This window comes from Actinomadura napierensis (assembly GCF_039529375.1).
Lineage (GTDB): Bacteria > Actinomycetota > Actinomycetes > Streptosporangiales > Streptosporangiaceae > Spirillospora > Spirillospora napierensis.
On record NZ_BAAAMR010000078.1, the window covers coordinates 20267 to 34433 of the forward strand.

Below are 14167 nucleotides of genomic sequence, written 5' to 3' on the forward strand. Positions count from 1 at the left end.
GTGCGGGCCCGAGACGTCTCAGCGTGATCCTTCGGAGGAGATGGCATGGTCGTGGCGCACTACGGGGACGACGGACGGACCGGCGTGTACGGGGTGTCCGGGCTTCCGGAGGCGCCGAACGCGTCCCGGCTAGCCCGGACGGCGGCGCCGGTGCTCTGCCCGCCGGTCCTCGCCGGTGACGCGCTGGTCGTCGCCGACATCGCCGGCACGGTGTACACGTTCGACGCGAGCACCGGTGAGACGCGCTGGCGCGTGCCAGGAGAGAACGCCGAGCTCTGGGTGCAGGACGAGAACGGCGAGTGGCCGGACGTGCTCACCATGGCGGTGGCGGTGTGGCGCGACCGGGTGTTCGTGGCCGAGACCGAGGACGGGACGTTCGAGTACTACGCGGACCTCAGCCGGAAGGTCAGGATCCACGACCTCGCGACGGGAGAGCTCACCGGAACGGTGCCGGGAGGCGGGTACCCGGCCGTGGTCGGCGACACCCTCCTGCTGTACGGCCTCAACTCCGGGATCAGGGTGTTCGGCCTGCCGGACCTGGCGCCGCTCTGGCACGCGGCGGGCGCGACCGGTCGCGTCCAGACGGTTCCGGCGGTCGGCCCCGACGGCTCCGTCCACGTCCCGGGCGGCTTCGAGATCGAGCACGTCCACGGCGGCGTGATGCGCCTGGACCCGCTGACCGGCCAGGTCACCGACCTCGATGGGAACCCGGACGTCGACCCCGACGAGATGGACGACGACTTCGACGACCTGGACGGGGAGTACGAAGCCCGGGACGTGACCAGGGCCGTCCACGCCGTGGTCGCCGAAGGCCTGGTGTGGATGCCGGTCGACCGGGGGCCACACCCGTACGAAGGGGCGATCACCGGCCAGGATCCGCGCACCGGGGAGATCCGCTGGAGCCACCGGATGCTGGAGACGCCGGCCGGCGCGGTGGCGGTGGCGGACGGGACGGTGTTCGCCGCGGTGAACCGCCGAGGCGGCGGGGGCCGAGGCGAGCCTTCGTTCGCCAAGGCGCTGACCGCCATCGACATCGCCGGGCGGGCCGTCCGGTGGACGCGCCCGCTGCCCGGTACCGGCGCGGGCTCTCCCGTCCTCGCGGACGGGGTCGTCTACATGGCCGTGCGCGAGGGCCGGGTGCTCGCGCTCGACGCCGCGTCCGGGGACGTCCGGTGGGAGTTCGATCTGGGGGAGCCGATCCTCGACAAGGAGGAGACGGGGTACTTCGACGAGGAGTGCGCCTACGAGGAGGACGCGCAGGTGATCGTCCCGGGCGACGGCGTCCTGTACGTCCGCACCGCCGCCGGCGTCATGTCCCTGCGCTGACCCCGGAGGGCGCCGTGCTGCGTGTTACCGGCGGGTACATAGACTGGCGCGCGTGATGAGCGACTACCCGCACCAGGTCGGCGTGCCGACGCGCTGGAAGGACAACGACGTCTACGGGCACGTCAACAACGCCGTGCACTACTCGCTGATGGACACCGCGATCAACGAGTGGATGATCACCAAGGCGGGGTTCGCGCCGCTGGACGCGCCGTGCATCGCGCTGTGCGTGGAGTCGCACTGCCAGTACAAGGCCGAGGTGGCGTTCCCGGACACGATCCGGCTCGGCCTGCGGATCGGCAAGCTCGGCAACTCCAGCGTCCGCTGGGAGATCGGGATGTACCGGGCGTCGGACGACGCGCTCATCGCCGAGGGCCACTTCGTGCACGTGTTCGTGGACCGGGAGACCCGCCGGCCCGTGCCGATCGCCGGCCCGATGCGCGCCGAGATGAGCAAGCTGGTGGTCACTCCCGGTTGAGGAGCGAATGGCGGCGGCTGTAGGCGAAGTAGATGACGCAGCCGATGACGAACCACACCACGAACCGCACCCACGTCTGCCATTGCAGGAACGTGATGAGCCAGACCGAGAAGACGATCCCGATGGCGGGGACGGCCGGCATTCCGGGGGTCCGGAATTCGCGCGGCAGCTCGGGGTGCCGGTAGCGCAGCACGATGACGGCGATGCACACCACGATGAACGCCAGCAGGATCCCGATGTTGGTGAGCTCCGCCGCCTCCGCGATCGGCAGGAACCCCGCGATGACGGCGGACGCGGCGCCCAGGATCCAGGTGATCCGGGTCGGCACGTGCCGGGTCGGATGCGTTCTGGCGAACCAGCCGGGCAGCAGCCCGTCCCGGCTCATCGAGAACCACACCCGGGTCGCGCCCATCATGAACGTGAACAGCACCGTCAGCACGCCCAGGATCGCGCCGATCGCGATGATGATGCCGACCGTGTCCAGACCGACCGACTTGAACGCCGACGAGAACGCCGCGTTCGGGTTGATGTCCCGGTAGTCGACCATTCCGGTCAGCACCAGGCAGGCCATGACGTACAGCACCATCGCGATCGCCAGCGAATACAGGATCGCTTTCGGCATGTGCTTGCGCGCCTCTTTCGACTCCTCCGCCGCAGTCGACATCGCGTCGTATCCGAAGACCGCGAAGAACACGGTCGCGGCGCCGGTGAAGGCCCCGGAGAGGCCGAACGGGAAGAACGGCGAGTAGTTCCCCGACCGGATCTTGAAGACCCCGACCACGATCACCAGCAGGACGATGGCGACCTTCAGGTAGACCAGGAACGTCTCGAACCGCGCCGCGTTCTTCATCCCGAGGTTCAGCACCCACGCGATGAGCAGGCACAGCAGGACCGCGATCAGGTTGACCTTGTAGCTGCCGTCCGCGACGCCCTTCGGCTCGGTGCCGGGCGCCCCGCTCATCCACAGCGGCAGGTCGACGTGCATGAACCCGAGCAGGTCGTCGAAATAGCCGGAGATGCCGATCGCGACCACCGCCACGATCGCGGTGTACTCCAGCAGCAGGTCCCAGCCGATCGCCCACCCGGTGAACTCGCCGAGCACCGCGTACCCGTAGGTGTACGCCGAGCCCGCCTTCGGGATCAGCCCGGCGAACTCGGCGTAGGAGAACGCCGCCGCCGCGCTCGCGATCCCCGCGACCAGGAACGAGATCAGCACCGCCGGGCCGGCCTTCTCGTTGGCCACCGCGCCGGCGAGCGAGAAGATCCCGGCGCCGATGATGCCGCCGACCCCGATCGCGGTCAGCTGCCACAGCCCCAGCGTCCGGGTGAGGCCCGCGCCGCCCGTCTCGTCGTCGATCTGCTCGATGGGCTTGCGCCGGACCATCCCGTCCAGGACCGAGGGCATGCAGCCACCTCCCAGGCACCGTTGCCGCCGAAGATCATGTGCCCGCCCGCGCGTCCCATGAACCGGCCGCCGCCGCCCATGTCCGTTACCGCAGTTGAAAGACCGGACAGGCGTTGCTTTCGAGTCATGGGCCGACCGATGTGACGGGGCGCACCCCGCGCGTAGGCTGGGACCAGTTGGGCCTCGCCCAGCGCGAGGGGATGGGCGGGACCCGCCGGCATTCCCCCTCGCAACGGCCCAACGGAGCACGACATGAAGAAATTCGTCGTAGCGGCAGTGGCCACAGTGGCGGCGGTGATCGTGATCGTCGCCGGCGTCGTCGCGTTCGTCGCGGTGAACAACGGCGGCTCGCACACGGCGGGCCGGGCCGCCCAGTCCGCGCCCGCGGCCACGCCGTCCGCATCCCATCAAGCGGCCAAGCCACGGCCGACCGTCACCGTCACCCGGCCCGCGCCGCAGCACACCGTGGTGGTCCCGCCGCCGACTCCCGGCAACGACGAGGACGCGAACTTCCTCTCGCTGATCGCCGCGGACGGCATCAAGGCCCCGGACGACTGGGCGATCAAGGCCGGTCACGCCACCTGCGGAGAGGACTACTCCACGGCCTACGCCTACCTGACGGACGGCGGCATCTACCCGTACCACGTCCAGACCTTCCTGAACGACTGGACGACGACCCACACCGGCTGCTGACCGGGCTCCGCCAGCCGGGCGGAGCCTAGGAAGGGCCACCCGCCGCCTTCTGGCCGTCGGCCGCGTCGTAGGTCCGCTGGGCCTCGATGATCTCGGAGGCGTTGTCGCGGATCCAGCCGGTGAGCGTGCGCAGGGACGCGGTGATGCCGCGTCCCAGCGGCGTCAGGCCGTACGTGACGGACGGCGGGACGGTCGGCTCCACCGTCCGGACGATCAGGCCGTCCCGCTGGAGCGTCCGCAGCGTCTGGGACAGCATCTTCTCGCTGACCCCCTCGATCCGGTTCCGCAGCTCGAAGAACCGCAGGTCGGAGGCGTCCAGCGAGGTCAGGACGAGGACGCCCCAGCGGCGTGCCACATGGTCGAGCACCATGCGCGCGGGACAGTCCCGCCGGAAGACGTCGTCCACCAGGGCACCTACCTTCTCTTCCAAGGCTTACGTCGAGGTATGTACTTACGAAAGGTTAGTCCAGGCCCTTAGCGTGGCGGCCATGGAACCAGTCGCACTCGTCACCGGCGGCGGCCGGGGCATCGGCGCCGCCACGGCCCGGGAGCTCGCCCGGCGCGGATACCGCGTCGTCGTCAACTACCACCGCGACCGGGAGGCCGCCGAGCGCGTCGCCGCGGAGACCGGCGGGACCGCCGTGCGCGCGGACGTCCGCGACCCGGACGACGTGGCGCGGCTCGTCGCCGCCTGCGGGCCGGTGGACGCCCTGGTGTGCAACGCCAACATCACCCCGCCGTTCGGCCCGGTCCGGTCGATGCCGTGGGAGACGTTCATGGGCAAGGTGCACGACGAGCTGGCCGCCGTCTACCACGTCACCTGGGCCGCCCTCGAGCGCATGCCGGAGCGCGGACGGATCGTGTACGTGTCCAGTCTCAGCGCCGACTTCACCCGTCCGGGGGCGGCCGCCCACGCCACCGCGAAGGCCGCGCTCGACGTTTTCGCCCGCTACGTGGCGGCCGAGGCGTGCCCGGTGACGGCCAACGTGGTGGCGCCGGGCGCGGTGCGCACCGAGGGGTCCGCCGCCGCGCGGACGCCGGAGCTGGAGGCGTCGCTGGCCGGGCGGTCCGTCCTCGGCCGGCCGGTCGAGCCGGACGACGTCGCGGCGGTGATCGCCGCGGTGGTGGACGGGTCGCTGCCCGCGGTGGCCGGCGCCCGCATCCCGGTGGACGCCGGGTTCCGCGTCCTGACCGGGCCGTGAGCCGGGTCTAGGTGAGGACTTCGCTGGTCAGGAGGTCGGCGAAGTCCTTCTCGAAGCGTTCGTAGGCGGTGCGGAGGGCGGGGCCCGGCCAGTCGGGCGGCAGCAGGCCGGGCGGGAGAAGCGGGTCGTCCAGCAGGTGGCGCAGGGCGGCGGCGGCGAGCGTGAAGCGCTCGGCGATCGTGCCGGCCTCCGCGATGGACGCGCGGAGGGCGCGGGCCGTGGCCGTCCAGCCGTCGAGGTCCCAGAGGGTCCGGGCGAGGGCGGCGGGGTCCGCCTCCGGGCGGCCGTCGAGGAAGGTGCACTGCCGGACGACCGTCTCGGGGCGCGGCCGGACGAGGTTGGCGGGCCGCAGCCAGGTGCCCTCGCGCAGTTCGGCGAGGCGGAGCGCGGACATCGCCTGGCGGAGCGCGGCGCGGTCGGCGGCCGGGCGGCGCTCGGCGGTGATCACGGCGATCTCCCAGGAGCCGTCCCAGGGGCGGGTGCGGGGGCGGCGCGACTCGTCCTGCCGGGCCTGGCGCTGCAGGAGCCGGTCGGTGAGGGCGTACATGCCGTCGGACTGGACGAGGTCGCCGGAGGTGACCATGCGGGAGAGGGCGACCCGGATGGTCCCCTCGGCGATGCCGAACAGGTCGCCGGCGCGGACCAGGTAGCGGGCGGGGAGCCGGGGCGGATGGACGCCCAGCAGGGTGCTCAGCACGACCGAGCGGGCGGTGAGGGGGCGGATCTCCAGCGTGTCCATGGCTGTTCGGGACTTTATCCGGTGCGGCCCGGCGGGACGCGCGGACCGGAGCGGCGGACGGTGAGATTACAGTCTTCCATCGTGTGAAACGGAAGTGTAATGTCCGGGGCATGGCCTCTTACCTGACCGAGCCGTTCGACCGGCTCCCGTTCGGCGGCGCGGAGAAGGCCCGCCGGTACGCGACGGAGCGCTACCAGGGGGCGGCGGGCCTCAACTGGTACGACTGCGACCCGACGCTGCGGTTCCTGATGCGGCGCCACCTCGGGGACGGGTTCGGCTGGGCCGAGCCCCGGCTGCGCGAGCTGGGTGCCCTGATGGGCGGGCCGGTGAACGCGTGGGCAGAGCAGACCGACCGGAACCCGCCGCGGCTGGAGAAGTACGACCGGTGGGGGCGCGACGTCAGCGAGGTCGTGATGCCGGCGTCGTTCGAGGCGGCGCGGCGGGAGCTGGTCGCGACGTCGTTCACCCGTCCGGGCTTCATCGCCGAGGCCAGGGCGAACGGCGTCGACCCGGCGCCGATGGCCGTCGCCTGGAGCTACCTGCTCGACCAGGCCGACATCGGCATGGCGTGCGCGCTCGGCACCGGCGGGGACATGGTCGTCGGCCTCACCGAGATGTTCGCGCCCGACGACGTGAAGGCGCGCGTCCGGGAGATCTTCGCGGCCGGCGAGTTCTCCGGCGAGGCGGCGCAGCTGCTCACCGAGCGGTCGGGCGGCTCCGACCTCGGCGCGCTGGAGTCGACGGCGGCCCGCGACGGCGACGCGTGGCGGCTGAACGGCCTGAAGTGGTTCGCCTCGAACGCCAACGGCTCGGCGTTCGTCGTCCTCGCGAAGTCGGAGGGCGGCGCGGACGGGGTGCGCGGCATCGCGCCGTTCCTGGTGCTGCGGGAGCGGCGGGACGGGACGCGCAACGGCGTGCGGGTCCGCCGTCTGAAGGACAAGCTCGGGACGCGGTCGGTGGCGTCCGCGGAGATCGAGTTCACCGATGCGGAGGCGTTCCTGCTTGCCCCGGCGTCCAGCTCGGGCCAGGGCGGGGACGGCAGGGGCCTGGCGCGGATGATGGAGCTGACGAACGGCGCCCGGCTCGGCATCTCGATGATGGGCGTCGGCTGCGCGCGCCGCTCGCTGGTCGAGTCGCTCTGCTACACGCGGGTCCGCGAGGCGTTCGGGGCGCCGCTCGACGAGCAGCCGCTGATGCGCCGCAAGCTCGCCGAGATGATCGTGGAGACCGAGGCCGCCCAGGCGCTGGTCTTCGACGGTTACCTGGGCAAACCCCGCCTGCGCATCGGTGCCGCGCTGATCAAGCTGCGGGCCGCGCGGCTCGGCGTGACGTCCGCCAGCGACGCCATCGAGATCCACGGCGGCAACGGCTACATCGAGCAGTGGCCGGTCGCGCGCATCCTGCGGGACGCGCAGGTCAATCCGATCTGGGAGGGCGGCGACAACATCCTGTGCCTGGACGTCCGGCGCGCCATCGAGCGGCAGGACGCGCACGAGCCGTTCCTCGACCGGCTCACCGAGGCCGTCCGGAACGCGCCGGACGGCGACGACGCGACCGCCGACCTGGTCAATGAGCGGATCGGGCACGTCCGCGAGGCCGTCGAGACGTGGCGCGGCCTCGACCGGGCGACGGCGGAGGCCCGGCTGTTCCCCCTCGCCCAGTACATGGCGGACGTGTACGCGGCGGCGCTGCTGCTGGAGCAGGCCGGCTGGGAGCGCGCCGATTCGGGCGCCGACCGCAAGGCGCTCGTCGCGCGGCTCTACGCTCGAAGGCACCTGGCCGACGCGGGACCGCTGCGCGCGATCGACGCACCCGCCGAGGACCTCGAACGGTTCAAGGAGCTGGCGGACGGCGCGTTCGTCCACGTTGGGGAGTGAGATGCCGGTAAGGAGCGAACGCCGCGGGCCCGTGACGACCGTCGTCATGTCCCGTCCGGAGGTGCGCAACGCCGTGGACGGGGCGACCGCGCGCGAGCTCGCGGCGGCGTTCCGGGCGTTCGACGCCGACCCGGACGCGAGCGTCGCCGTCCTGTGGGGCGAGGGCGGGACGTTCTGCGCGGGCGCCGACCTGAAGTCGATCGGCACGCCGGACAGCCCGCGCGTCGACGCCCCGCCCGCCGACGGCCCGCTCGGCTGCACCCGCATGCGGCTGTCGAAGCCGGTGATCGCGGCGGTCGCCGGGCACGCGGTCGCCGGCGGCCTGGAGCTGGCGCTCTGGTGCGACCTGCGGGTGGCCGAGGAGGACGCGACGTTCGGCGTGTACTGCCGCCGCTGGGGCGTCCCGCTGGTGGACGGCGGGACGTTCCGGCTGCCCCGGCTGATCGGGACGAGCCGCGCCATGGACCTGATCCTGACCGGCCGTCCCGTCGCCGCGCGCGAGGCGTTCGACATCGGCCTGGCGAACCGGCTCGTCCCGACGGGGACGTCCCGCGAGGCGGCCGAGGAGCTGGCGGCGGAGATCGCCCGCTTCCCGCAGGCCTGCCTGCGCAACGACCGCATGTCCGTCCTGGACGCGGAGGGCCTCCCGGAGGAGGAGGCGCTGGCCGCCGAGTACCGCCACGGCCTCGGCTCCCTCACCGACGCGCTCAACGGCGCCGGGAAGTTCGCCGCCGGCCACGGCCGCCACGGCACCTTCACTGACCTCGGCTGATGCCGCGGGCATGCGGTACCACCGGCCCCGTCGAGTAACCCGCCACTTACGGTCATGGGCGCGGCGCTCTAAGCTCGCTTCATGACCTCGACGGTGGAAGAGGCGGGCCGGGCGCTCGCCGATCCGAAGGCGTACGCCGACGAAGCGCGGCTGCACGAGGCGCTCGCGCTGCTGCGGCGCGAGTCGCCGGTGCAGTGGGTGGAGGCGCCGGACTACACCCCCTTCTGGGCGATCACGAAGCACGCGGACGTGCTGGAGATCGAGCGCAACCACGAGATCTTCCTGAACGCGCCCCGCCCGCTGCTCGGCACCGCCGAGTTCGACGAGCTGAACCGGCAGCGGGCGGAGCAGGGCATCGCGCTGCGCACGCTGATCCACATGGACGACCCCGACCACCGGGTCATCCGAGCGATCGGCGCGGACTGGTTCCGTCCGCGCGCGATGCGGGCGCTCGAACCGCGGGTGAAGGAGCTGGCGAAGCGGTACGTCGACCGGATGGTCGAGTTCGGCAGCGAATGCGACTTCGCGCAGCAGGTCGCGGTGCATTTCCCGTTGTACGTGATCCTGTCGCTGCTGGGCCTGCCCGAAAGCGACTTCGACCGGATGCTCAAGCTGACGCAGGAGCTTTTCGGCGGAGACGACGACGAATTGCAGCGCGGCCAGTCCAACGAGGAGAAGCTCCAGGTCCTGCTGGACTTCTTCGCCTACTTCCAGAGCCTGACCGACGAGCGCCGCAAGCACCCGACCGACGACCTCGCGTCCGCCATCGCGAACGCGAGGATCGACGGCGAGCCGCTCAACGACTTCGACACCGCCTCCTACTACGTCATCATCGCCACGGCCGGGCACGACACGACGAGCGCGACGATCGCGGGCGGCCTGCAGGCCCTCATCCAGCACCCCGACCAGCGCGAACGGCTCACCAAGAACCCGGAACTGATGCCGCTGGCGGTGGACGAGATGATCCGCTGGGTCACGCCGGTCAAGGAGTTCATGCGGACCGCGACCCGCGACTACGACCTGCGCGGCGCCACGATCCGCAAGGGCGACGCGGTGCTGCTGTCCTACCCGTCGGCGAACCGGGACGAGGAGGTCTTCGACGAGCCGTTCCGCTTCGACGCGGGGCGCGACCCGAACAAGCACCTGGCGTTCGGCTTCGGCGTGCATTACTGCCTGGGCGCGGCACTGGCCCGCATCGAGGTCCGCGCGTTCTTCGAGGAACTGCTCCCGCGGCTGGGCTCCATCGAATTCGCGGGCCCGGCGGAGAGCATCGCGACCACGTTCGTCGGCGGCCTCAAGCGGCTGCCCGTCCGCTACTCGCTGGCCTGAGAGGAACACCCCCGTGCAGATCGACGCCGCGGTGCTGCGCGCCGCAGACGCCCCCTACACGATCGAGCGCGTCGAGCTCGCCGACCCCGGGCCGGGCGAGATCGTCGTCCGGATCGCGGGCGTCGGGATGTGCCACACCGACCTGATCGGGCGGGTGCCGGGCGACCTGGTCGCCAAGCCGGTGATCCTCGGGCACGAGGGGTCCGGGGTGGTCGAGGCGGTCGGGCCGGGCGTCGCCGGCGTCACCGGGGGCGACCACGTGGTCATGTCGTTCGACTCCTGCGGGACCTGCGCCAACTGCCGCGACGCGGTGCCCGGCGCCTGCCCGCAGATGGCCGCGCTGAACATGATCGCGATCCCGCTCGACGGCCGGGTCCGCGTCACCGACGCCGAGGGCGACGCGGTCAACAACCGGTGGTTCGGGCAGTCGTCGTTCGCGTCCCACGCGCTCGGCACCGTGCAGAACGTCGTGCCGGTGACCAAGGACGTGCCGCTGGAGAAGCTGGGCCCGCTCGGCTGCGGCGTGCAGACCGGCGCCGCGTCCGTGCTGATCTCCCTCGGCGTCCGCGCCGGCGACAGCATCGCGGTGTTCGGCGCGGGCGCGGTCGGGCTCTCCGCGGTGATGGCGGCGCGGGTCGCGGGCGCCACCACCATCGTCGCGGTCGACCTGAACGACGCCCGCCTCGACCTGGCCCGCGAACTCGGCGCCACCCACACGATCAACGGCGCCGACGAGGACATCGCGGGTCGGATCCGTGCGCTGTCGGGCGGCGAGGGCGTCCAGTACTCCTTCGACACGACCGCCGTCCCGTCCGTCGTGTCGGCCGCCGTCGCGTCGCTGCGCACCACCGGCGTCTGCGGCCTCGTCGGCGTCGGCTCCGAGGAGTACCGCCTCGACCCGAACCTGCTGCTGATGGGACGGACGGTCAAGGGCATCATCGAGGGCGACGCCGTCCCGCACACCTTCATCCCGAAGATGATCGACCTGTGGCGGCGCGGCCTGTTCCCCTTCGACCGGCTCATCGCCGAATACCCGCTCGACCAGATCAACCAGGCCGAGGCGGACGCCATGTCCGGCAAGGTCGTCAAGCCGGTGCTCATCCCCTAGACGACGCGGTGCAGGAGGTCCTGGCCGGAGGCGAGGCGGCGGCAGTTCTCGGCCGCGACCTCGAAGTAGCGGTCCCACGTCTCGCCGGTCAGCCACGCGACATGCGGCATCACCACGACGTTGTCGAGCGCGAGCAGCGGGTCGCCGGCGTCGAGGGGCTCGCGCTCGAACACGTCCAGCCCGGCGCCGCCGAGGTGCCCGGACGTCAGCGCCGCGACCAGCGCGGACTCGTCGATGACCGCGCCGCGCGCGGTGTTCACCACGATCGCGCCGGGCGGCAGCAGCGCGAGCCGCCCGGCGTCCAGCAGGTGGTGCGTCTCGTCGGTCAGCGGGATGTGCACCGACAGCACGTCGCTCGCCCGCAGCAGGTCGTCCAGCTCCCGCCAGGCCGGGTCGTCGCGGCGTGGGCGGCGCGAGGTGTACAGGACGCGGGCGCCGACCGCCTCCAGCATCCCGCGCAGCAGCCCGGCGACCTCGCCGCCGCCGAGCAGCCCGACCGTCCGGCCCTTCAGTTCGCCGCCGACCAGCGACCGGTCGGCGGGCCAGCCCTCGCCCCGCCGGGTCCGCGCGTCGAACGCGACCAGCTTGCGCAGCGCCGCGAGCGCCAGCAGCAGGCTCGTCTCCGCCACGGCCTGCGCGTTGCGTCCCGGCATGTTCGCGACCGCGATGCCGCGCTCCGCGGCGGCGTCCAGGTCGATGGTGTTCACCCCGGTGCCGAGCTTCTGGATCAGCCGCAGCTTCGGCGCCCGGTCCATGTCGTCGCCGGTCAGCGGCCGCAGCACGTGCCAGATGACCTCGGCGTCCGGCAGCAGCTCGGAGAGGCGGGCGTCGTCCTGCTCCGAGCAGCTGACGATGTCCAGGCCGGGCTCGGCGTGGTCCATGTCGTAGTGCAGCAATACCCGCATCCCGGCCTCTTCCCTGTCGTTCACGTTCGCTGAATCCGGCGGCCGCGCCCGGCGCCCCGCGGGCTATCTTTCCGAACGCGGCGTCGAGGGGACGCGCCGCCCTCGGTTGCTCCGCCGCGCTCCGGAAAGGGAGACCGTATGACGGCACCCTGGCTTCCCGGCCCGCCCATCGTCCAGGCGCCGATGGCGGGCGGCCCGTCCACGCCCGAACTCGTCGCCGCCGTGTCGGACGCCGGCGGGCTCGGCTTCCTCGGCGCCGGCTACAAGACGGCCGGCGCGATGCGCGCGGACATCGACCGGACGCGTGCGCTGACGTCCCGCCCGTTCGGCGTCAACCTGTTCATGCCGTCGCTCGACGAGATCGACCCCGTCGCCGTGTCCGCCTACCGCGACCTCCTCGCGCCGGAGGCGGAGCGGCTCGGCGTCGAACCCGGCACGCCGTCCGCCCGCGACGACGCCTACGACGCGAAGATCGCCGACCTGCTGTCCGATCCGCCCGCGTTCGTGAGCTTCACCTTCGGCTGCCCCGGCACGGATGTCATCCGGGCGTTCCAGGAGCGCGGCACCGTCGTGGTCGTCACCGTGACGACCACCGAGGAGGCCCGGCGGTCGTCCGCCGTCGACGCGCTGTGCGTGCAGGGCACCGAGGCCGGCGGGCACCGCGGCTCGTTCACCAACACCTTCGACGGCGCGCTCCCGCTCCGCATGCTCCTGCGCGACGTCCTGGCCGTCACCGACCTGCCGGTCATCGCCGCCGGCGGCCTCGGCACACCGGACGACGTCGCCGAGGTCCTCGCGCTCGGCGCCGTCGCCGTCCAGCTCGGGACGGTGTTCCTGCGCTGCCCGGAGAGCGGCGCGAGCGCCGTGCACAAGGCCGCGCTCGCCGACCCGCGGTTCACGTCCACCGCGATGACCAGAGCTTTCAGCGGACGCCCGGCCCGCGGCCTGGTCAACCGCTTCCTGAGCGAGCACTCCGACGACGCGCCCGCGGCCTACCCGGACGTCCACTACGTCACGTCGCCGCTCCGCAAGGCCGCCGCCGCCCAAGGCGACCCGGACACCGTGAACCTGTGGGCCGGCACCGCTTTTCGCGCCGCCGCCGATACCCCGGCCGCCGAGCTCGTCGGGCACCTGGCGTCCCGCCTCTGACCTGCGCAGTCGCGGCGCGTCAGCCGACCGGGTCGTCCCGCAGGTTGCGCGGATGGCAGCCGACATGGCGCCCGTCGCGAATGAGGGCCGCGCGGCGCACGAGGTGGTCGGTCCCGTAGCCGCGGCGCTGCTGGTACGCCCAGTAGGCGGCGCGGGACGCGCCCGTCCACCGCTCGAAGATCATGACCTCGCGGGCGTCGGGTCCGCCGGTCGCGTTGACGACGAGGTCGCCGGGCCCGAGCCGCGCGGGCGGGACGCGGTCGCAGTAGGACGCCAGGAGCGCGGCCGAGTTCGGGCCGGGCGCCGGTAGGCCCAGTGCCATGGAGGCGTATCCCGAGCCGTCGGCCCGGTAGCCCTGGTAGCTGCCCGCCTGGTCGTACGGCACCCGTCCCGGCGCGTGCGGATGCCAGCTCTTCGCGCGGGCGAGGACCTCGTGCCGGTAGGTCGTGCGGACGGCGGCGCGGGTGGCGTGCGCGGGCGACGCTCCATGGCGCGCCGAGGGGCCCGGTGCCTCCTGCGCGTTCGTGCGCAGCGTCGTTCCGAGCAGCACGCCGACGGCCCCGCAGGCGAGCGCGCACCCCGCAACGGCGCCGATGAGCACCGTCCGCGGAACGCGTTTCCTCGGCGGCGCGGCCTCCGGCGCGGCCTCCGGCGGGGGCTCCTCCGTGGTCGGCTCCGCCGGGTCGGGCGCGTCCGCGTCGGGCGGCGCGGGCGGCGTCTCGGGCGCGGCCGACGTCCGGGCCTGGTCGGCGACGTCCCAGAGCGCCTCCAGGCGGGGCCGGTCCCCGCCGCACACCTGCGCCAGCGCCGTGACCGCGGTGCGCGGCAGGAAGGTCTCCCCGCCGAGCCACCGGCTCCACGACGACCTGCTGGCGTGCGTCCGGCGCTCCAGGGACCGCAGGTCGTGCCCGGACGCGCTCCTCAGCTCGCGCAGCTCGGTGAGCAGGACGCGCACCGCGTCCGGCAGGTCGTCGGGCAGTGGGGCCGGCGGGCGGCTTCGGCTCATCGGTGCATCTCCTGCAGGTCGGACCGCAGGCCCGGCATCGGCCGCGGATAACGCCCAGAACTCTCCGTCGCGGCGGCTCATTATGCCCAGTCCGGCCGCCGGAATGGCCGGAACCGCGATCATCGCCGTGCGCTTTCGAATGTGCACCAAGAGTGATCGGCGGCGGTGTCCCGCAGGCTCC

General features: G+C 72.8%; 14 protein-coding genes. 9 read left to right on the forward strand and 5 right to left on the reverse strand.

All coding sequences use genetic code 11. The features are described from left to right. Positions 1 to 45 precede the first annotated feature (45 nt). Together ABD296_RS34225 and ABD296_RS34230 are read left to right on the forward strand one after the other, a co-directional pair. Positions 46 to 1326, forward strand: a complete 1281-nt coding sequence (locus ABD296_RS34225; protein WP_344276975.1) for an outer membrane protein assembly factor BamB family protein — start codon at positions 46 to 48, stop codon at positions 1324 to 1326. A gap of 55 nt (positions 1327 to 1381) precedes the next feature. Beyond that, the gene (locus ABD296_RS34230) at positions 1382 to 1801 is read left to right on the forward strand and encodes an acyl-CoA thioesterase (protein WP_344277056.1); all 420 of its coding nucleotides are present in this window, start codon (positions 1382 to 1384) and stop codon (positions 1799 to 1801) included. Here ABD296_RS34230 and ABD296_RS34235 read toward each other — a convergent pair. Then, positions 1788 to 3206: an amino acid permease gene (locus ABD296_RS34235; protein ID WP_344276978.1), complete on the reverse strand. Its 1419-nt coding sequence runs from the start codon at positions 3204 to 3206 to the stop codon at positions 1788 to 1790. The two genes, ABD296_RS34230 and ABD296_RS34235, sit on opposite strands and share 14 nt — an antisense overlap. Positions 3207 to 3458: 252 nt before the next feature. Between ABD296_RS34235 and ABD296_RS34240 the strand changes: the two genes are divergently transcribed. Beyond that, positions 3459 to 3899 carry a DUF732 domain-containing protein gene (locus ABD296_RS34240; protein ID WP_344276981.1) on the forward strand — a complete coding sequence of 147 codons (441 nt, stop codon included), beginning with the start codon at positions 3459 to 3461 and terminating at the stop codon, positions 3897 to 3899. Positions 3900 to 3924: 25 nt separating this feature from the next. On the opposite strand, the gene ABD296_RS34245 is transcribed toward ABD296_RS34240, so the two are convergent. Further along, on the reverse strand, positions 3925 to 4305 hold the full coding sequence (locus tag ABD296_RS34245) for a winged helix-turn-helix transcriptional regulator (protein ID WP_344276983.1): 381 nt from the start codon (positions 4303 to 4305) through the stop codon (positions 3925 to 3927). Between the two features lie 82 nt (positions 4306 to 4387). Here ABD296_RS34245 and ABD296_RS34250 point away from each other — a divergent pair, with 82 nt between their 5' ends. Continuing rightward, complete coding sequence (locus ABD296_RS34250) at positions 4388 to 5101, forward strand: SDR family oxidoreductase (protein ID WP_344276986.1); 714 nt, start codon at positions 4388 to 4390, stop codon at positions 5099 to 5101. Positions 5102 to 5108: 7 nt separating this feature from the next. Here ABD296_RS34250 and ABD296_RS34255 read toward each other — a convergent pair whose 3' ends face one another. Next, positions 5109 to 5840, reverse strand: a complete 732-nt coding sequence (locus tag ABD296_RS34255; protein WP_344276989.1) for a PaaX family transcriptional regulator C-terminal domain-containing protein — start codon at positions 5838 to 5840, stop codon at positions 5109 to 5111. A gap of 110 nt (positions 5841 to 5950) precedes the next feature. Between ABD296_RS34255 and ABD296_RS34260 the strand changes: the two genes are divergently transcribed. The 4 genes from ABD296_RS34260 to ABD296_RS34275 all read left to right on the forward strand — a co-directional run bounded on the left by ABD296_RS34260 (position 5951) and on the right by ABD296_RS34275 (position 10926). After that, a complete protein-coding gene (locus ABD296_RS34260) occupies positions 5951 to 7717 on the forward strand; it encodes an acyl-CoA dehydrogenase family protein (protein ID WP_344276992.1) in 1767 nt (588 codons plus the stop codon). 1 nt (position 7718) lies between these two features. Continuing rightward, a complete protein-coding gene (locus ABD296_RS34265) occupies positions 7719 to 8489 on the forward strand; it encodes a crotonase/enoyl-CoA hydratase family protein (RefSeq protein WP_344276995.1) in 771 nt (256 codons plus the stop codon). A gap of 81 nt (positions 8490 to 8570) precedes the next feature. Next, positions 8571 to 9818: a cytochrome P450 gene (locus ABD296_RS34270; protein ID WP_344276997.1), complete on the forward strand. Its 1248-nt coding sequence runs from the start codon at positions 8571 to 8573 to the stop codon at positions 9816 to 9818. A gap of 13 nt (positions 9819 to 9831) precedes the next feature. Beyond that, positions 9832 to 10926, forward strand: a complete 1095-nt coding sequence (locus ABD296_RS34275) for an NAD(P)-dependent alcohol dehydrogenase (RefSeq protein ID WP_344276999.1) — start codon at positions 9832 to 9834, stop codon at positions 10924 to 10926. Here the strand turns inward: ABD296_RS34275 and ABD296_RS34280 are convergent. After that, positions 10923 to 11855, reverse strand: a complete 933-nt coding sequence (locus ABD296_RS34280; RefSeq protein WP_344277001.1) for a 2-hydroxyacid dehydrogenase — start codon at positions 11853 to 11855, stop codon at positions 10923 to 10925. The two genes, ABD296_RS34275 and ABD296_RS34280, sit on opposite strands and share 4 nt — an antisense overlap. Before the next feature lie 114 nt (positions 11856 to 11969). Here ABD296_RS34280 and ABD296_RS34285 point away from each other — a divergent pair, with 114 nt between their 5' ends. Continuing rightward, positions 11970 to 12980, forward strand: a complete 1011-nt coding sequence (locus ABD296_RS34285) for a nitronate monooxygenase (RefSeq protein ID WP_344277003.1) — start codon at positions 11970 to 11972, stop codon at positions 12978 to 12980. A 19-nt stretch (positions 12981 to 12999) separates the two neighbouring features. On the opposite strand, the gene ABD296_RS34290 is transcribed toward ABD296_RS34285, so the two are convergent. Beyond that, a complete protein-coding gene (locus ABD296_RS34290; protein WP_344277006.1) occupies positions 13000 to 13986 on the reverse strand; it encodes a helix-turn-helix domain-containing protein in 987 nt (328 codons plus the stop codon). Positions 13987 to 14167 lie beyond the last annotated feature (181 nt).

Excerpts from the sequence above, each read along its gene's own strand:
- ABD296_RS34240 (WP_344276981.1), top strand. The coding sequence starts at position 3,459 with ATGAAGAAATTCGTCGTAGCGGCAGTGGCCACAGTGGCGGCGGTGATC.
- ABD296_RS34290 (WP_344277006.1), bottom strand. The coding sequence starts at position 13,986 with ATGAGCCGAAGCCGCCCGCCGGCCCCACTGCCCGACGACCTGCCGGAC.
- ABD296_RS34260 (WP_344276992.1), top strand. The coding sequence starts at position 5,951 with ATGGCCTCTTACCTGACCGAGCCGTTCGACCGGCTCCCGTTCGGCGGC.
- ABD296_RS34250 (WP_344276986.1), top strand. The coding sequence starts at position 4,388 with ATGGAACCAGTCGCACTCGTCACCGGCGGCGGCCGGGGCATCGGCGCC.
- ABD296_RS34225 (WP_344276975.1), top strand. The coding sequence starts at position 46 with ATGGTCGTGGCGCACTACGGGGACGACGGACGGACCGGCGTGTACGGG.
- ABD296_RS34270 (WP_344276997.1), top strand. The coding sequence starts at position 8,571 with ATGACCTCGACGGTGGAAGAGGCGGGCCGGGCGCTCGCCGATCCGAAG.
- ABD296_RS34255 (WP_344276989.1), bottom strand. The coding sequence starts at position 5,840 with ATGGACACGCTGGAGATCCGCCCCCTCACCGCCCGCTCGGTCGTGCTG.
- ABD296_RS34230 (WP_344277056.1), top strand. The coding sequence starts at position 1,382 with ATGAGCGACTACCCGCACCAGGTCGGCGTGCCGACGCGCTGGAAGGAC.
- ABD296_RS34265 (WP_344276995.1), top strand. The coding sequence starts at position 7,719 with ATGCCGGTAAGGAGCGAACGCCGCGGGCCCGTGACGACCGTCGTCATG.
- ABD296_RS34285 (WP_344277003.1), top strand. The coding sequence starts at position 11,970 with ATGACGGCACCCTGGCTTCCCGGCCCGCCCATCGTCCAGGCGCCGATG.
- ABD296_RS34235 (WP_344276978.1), bottom strand. The coding sequence starts at position 3,206 with ATGCCCTCGGTCCTGGACGGGATGGTCCGGCGCAAGCCCATCGAGCAG.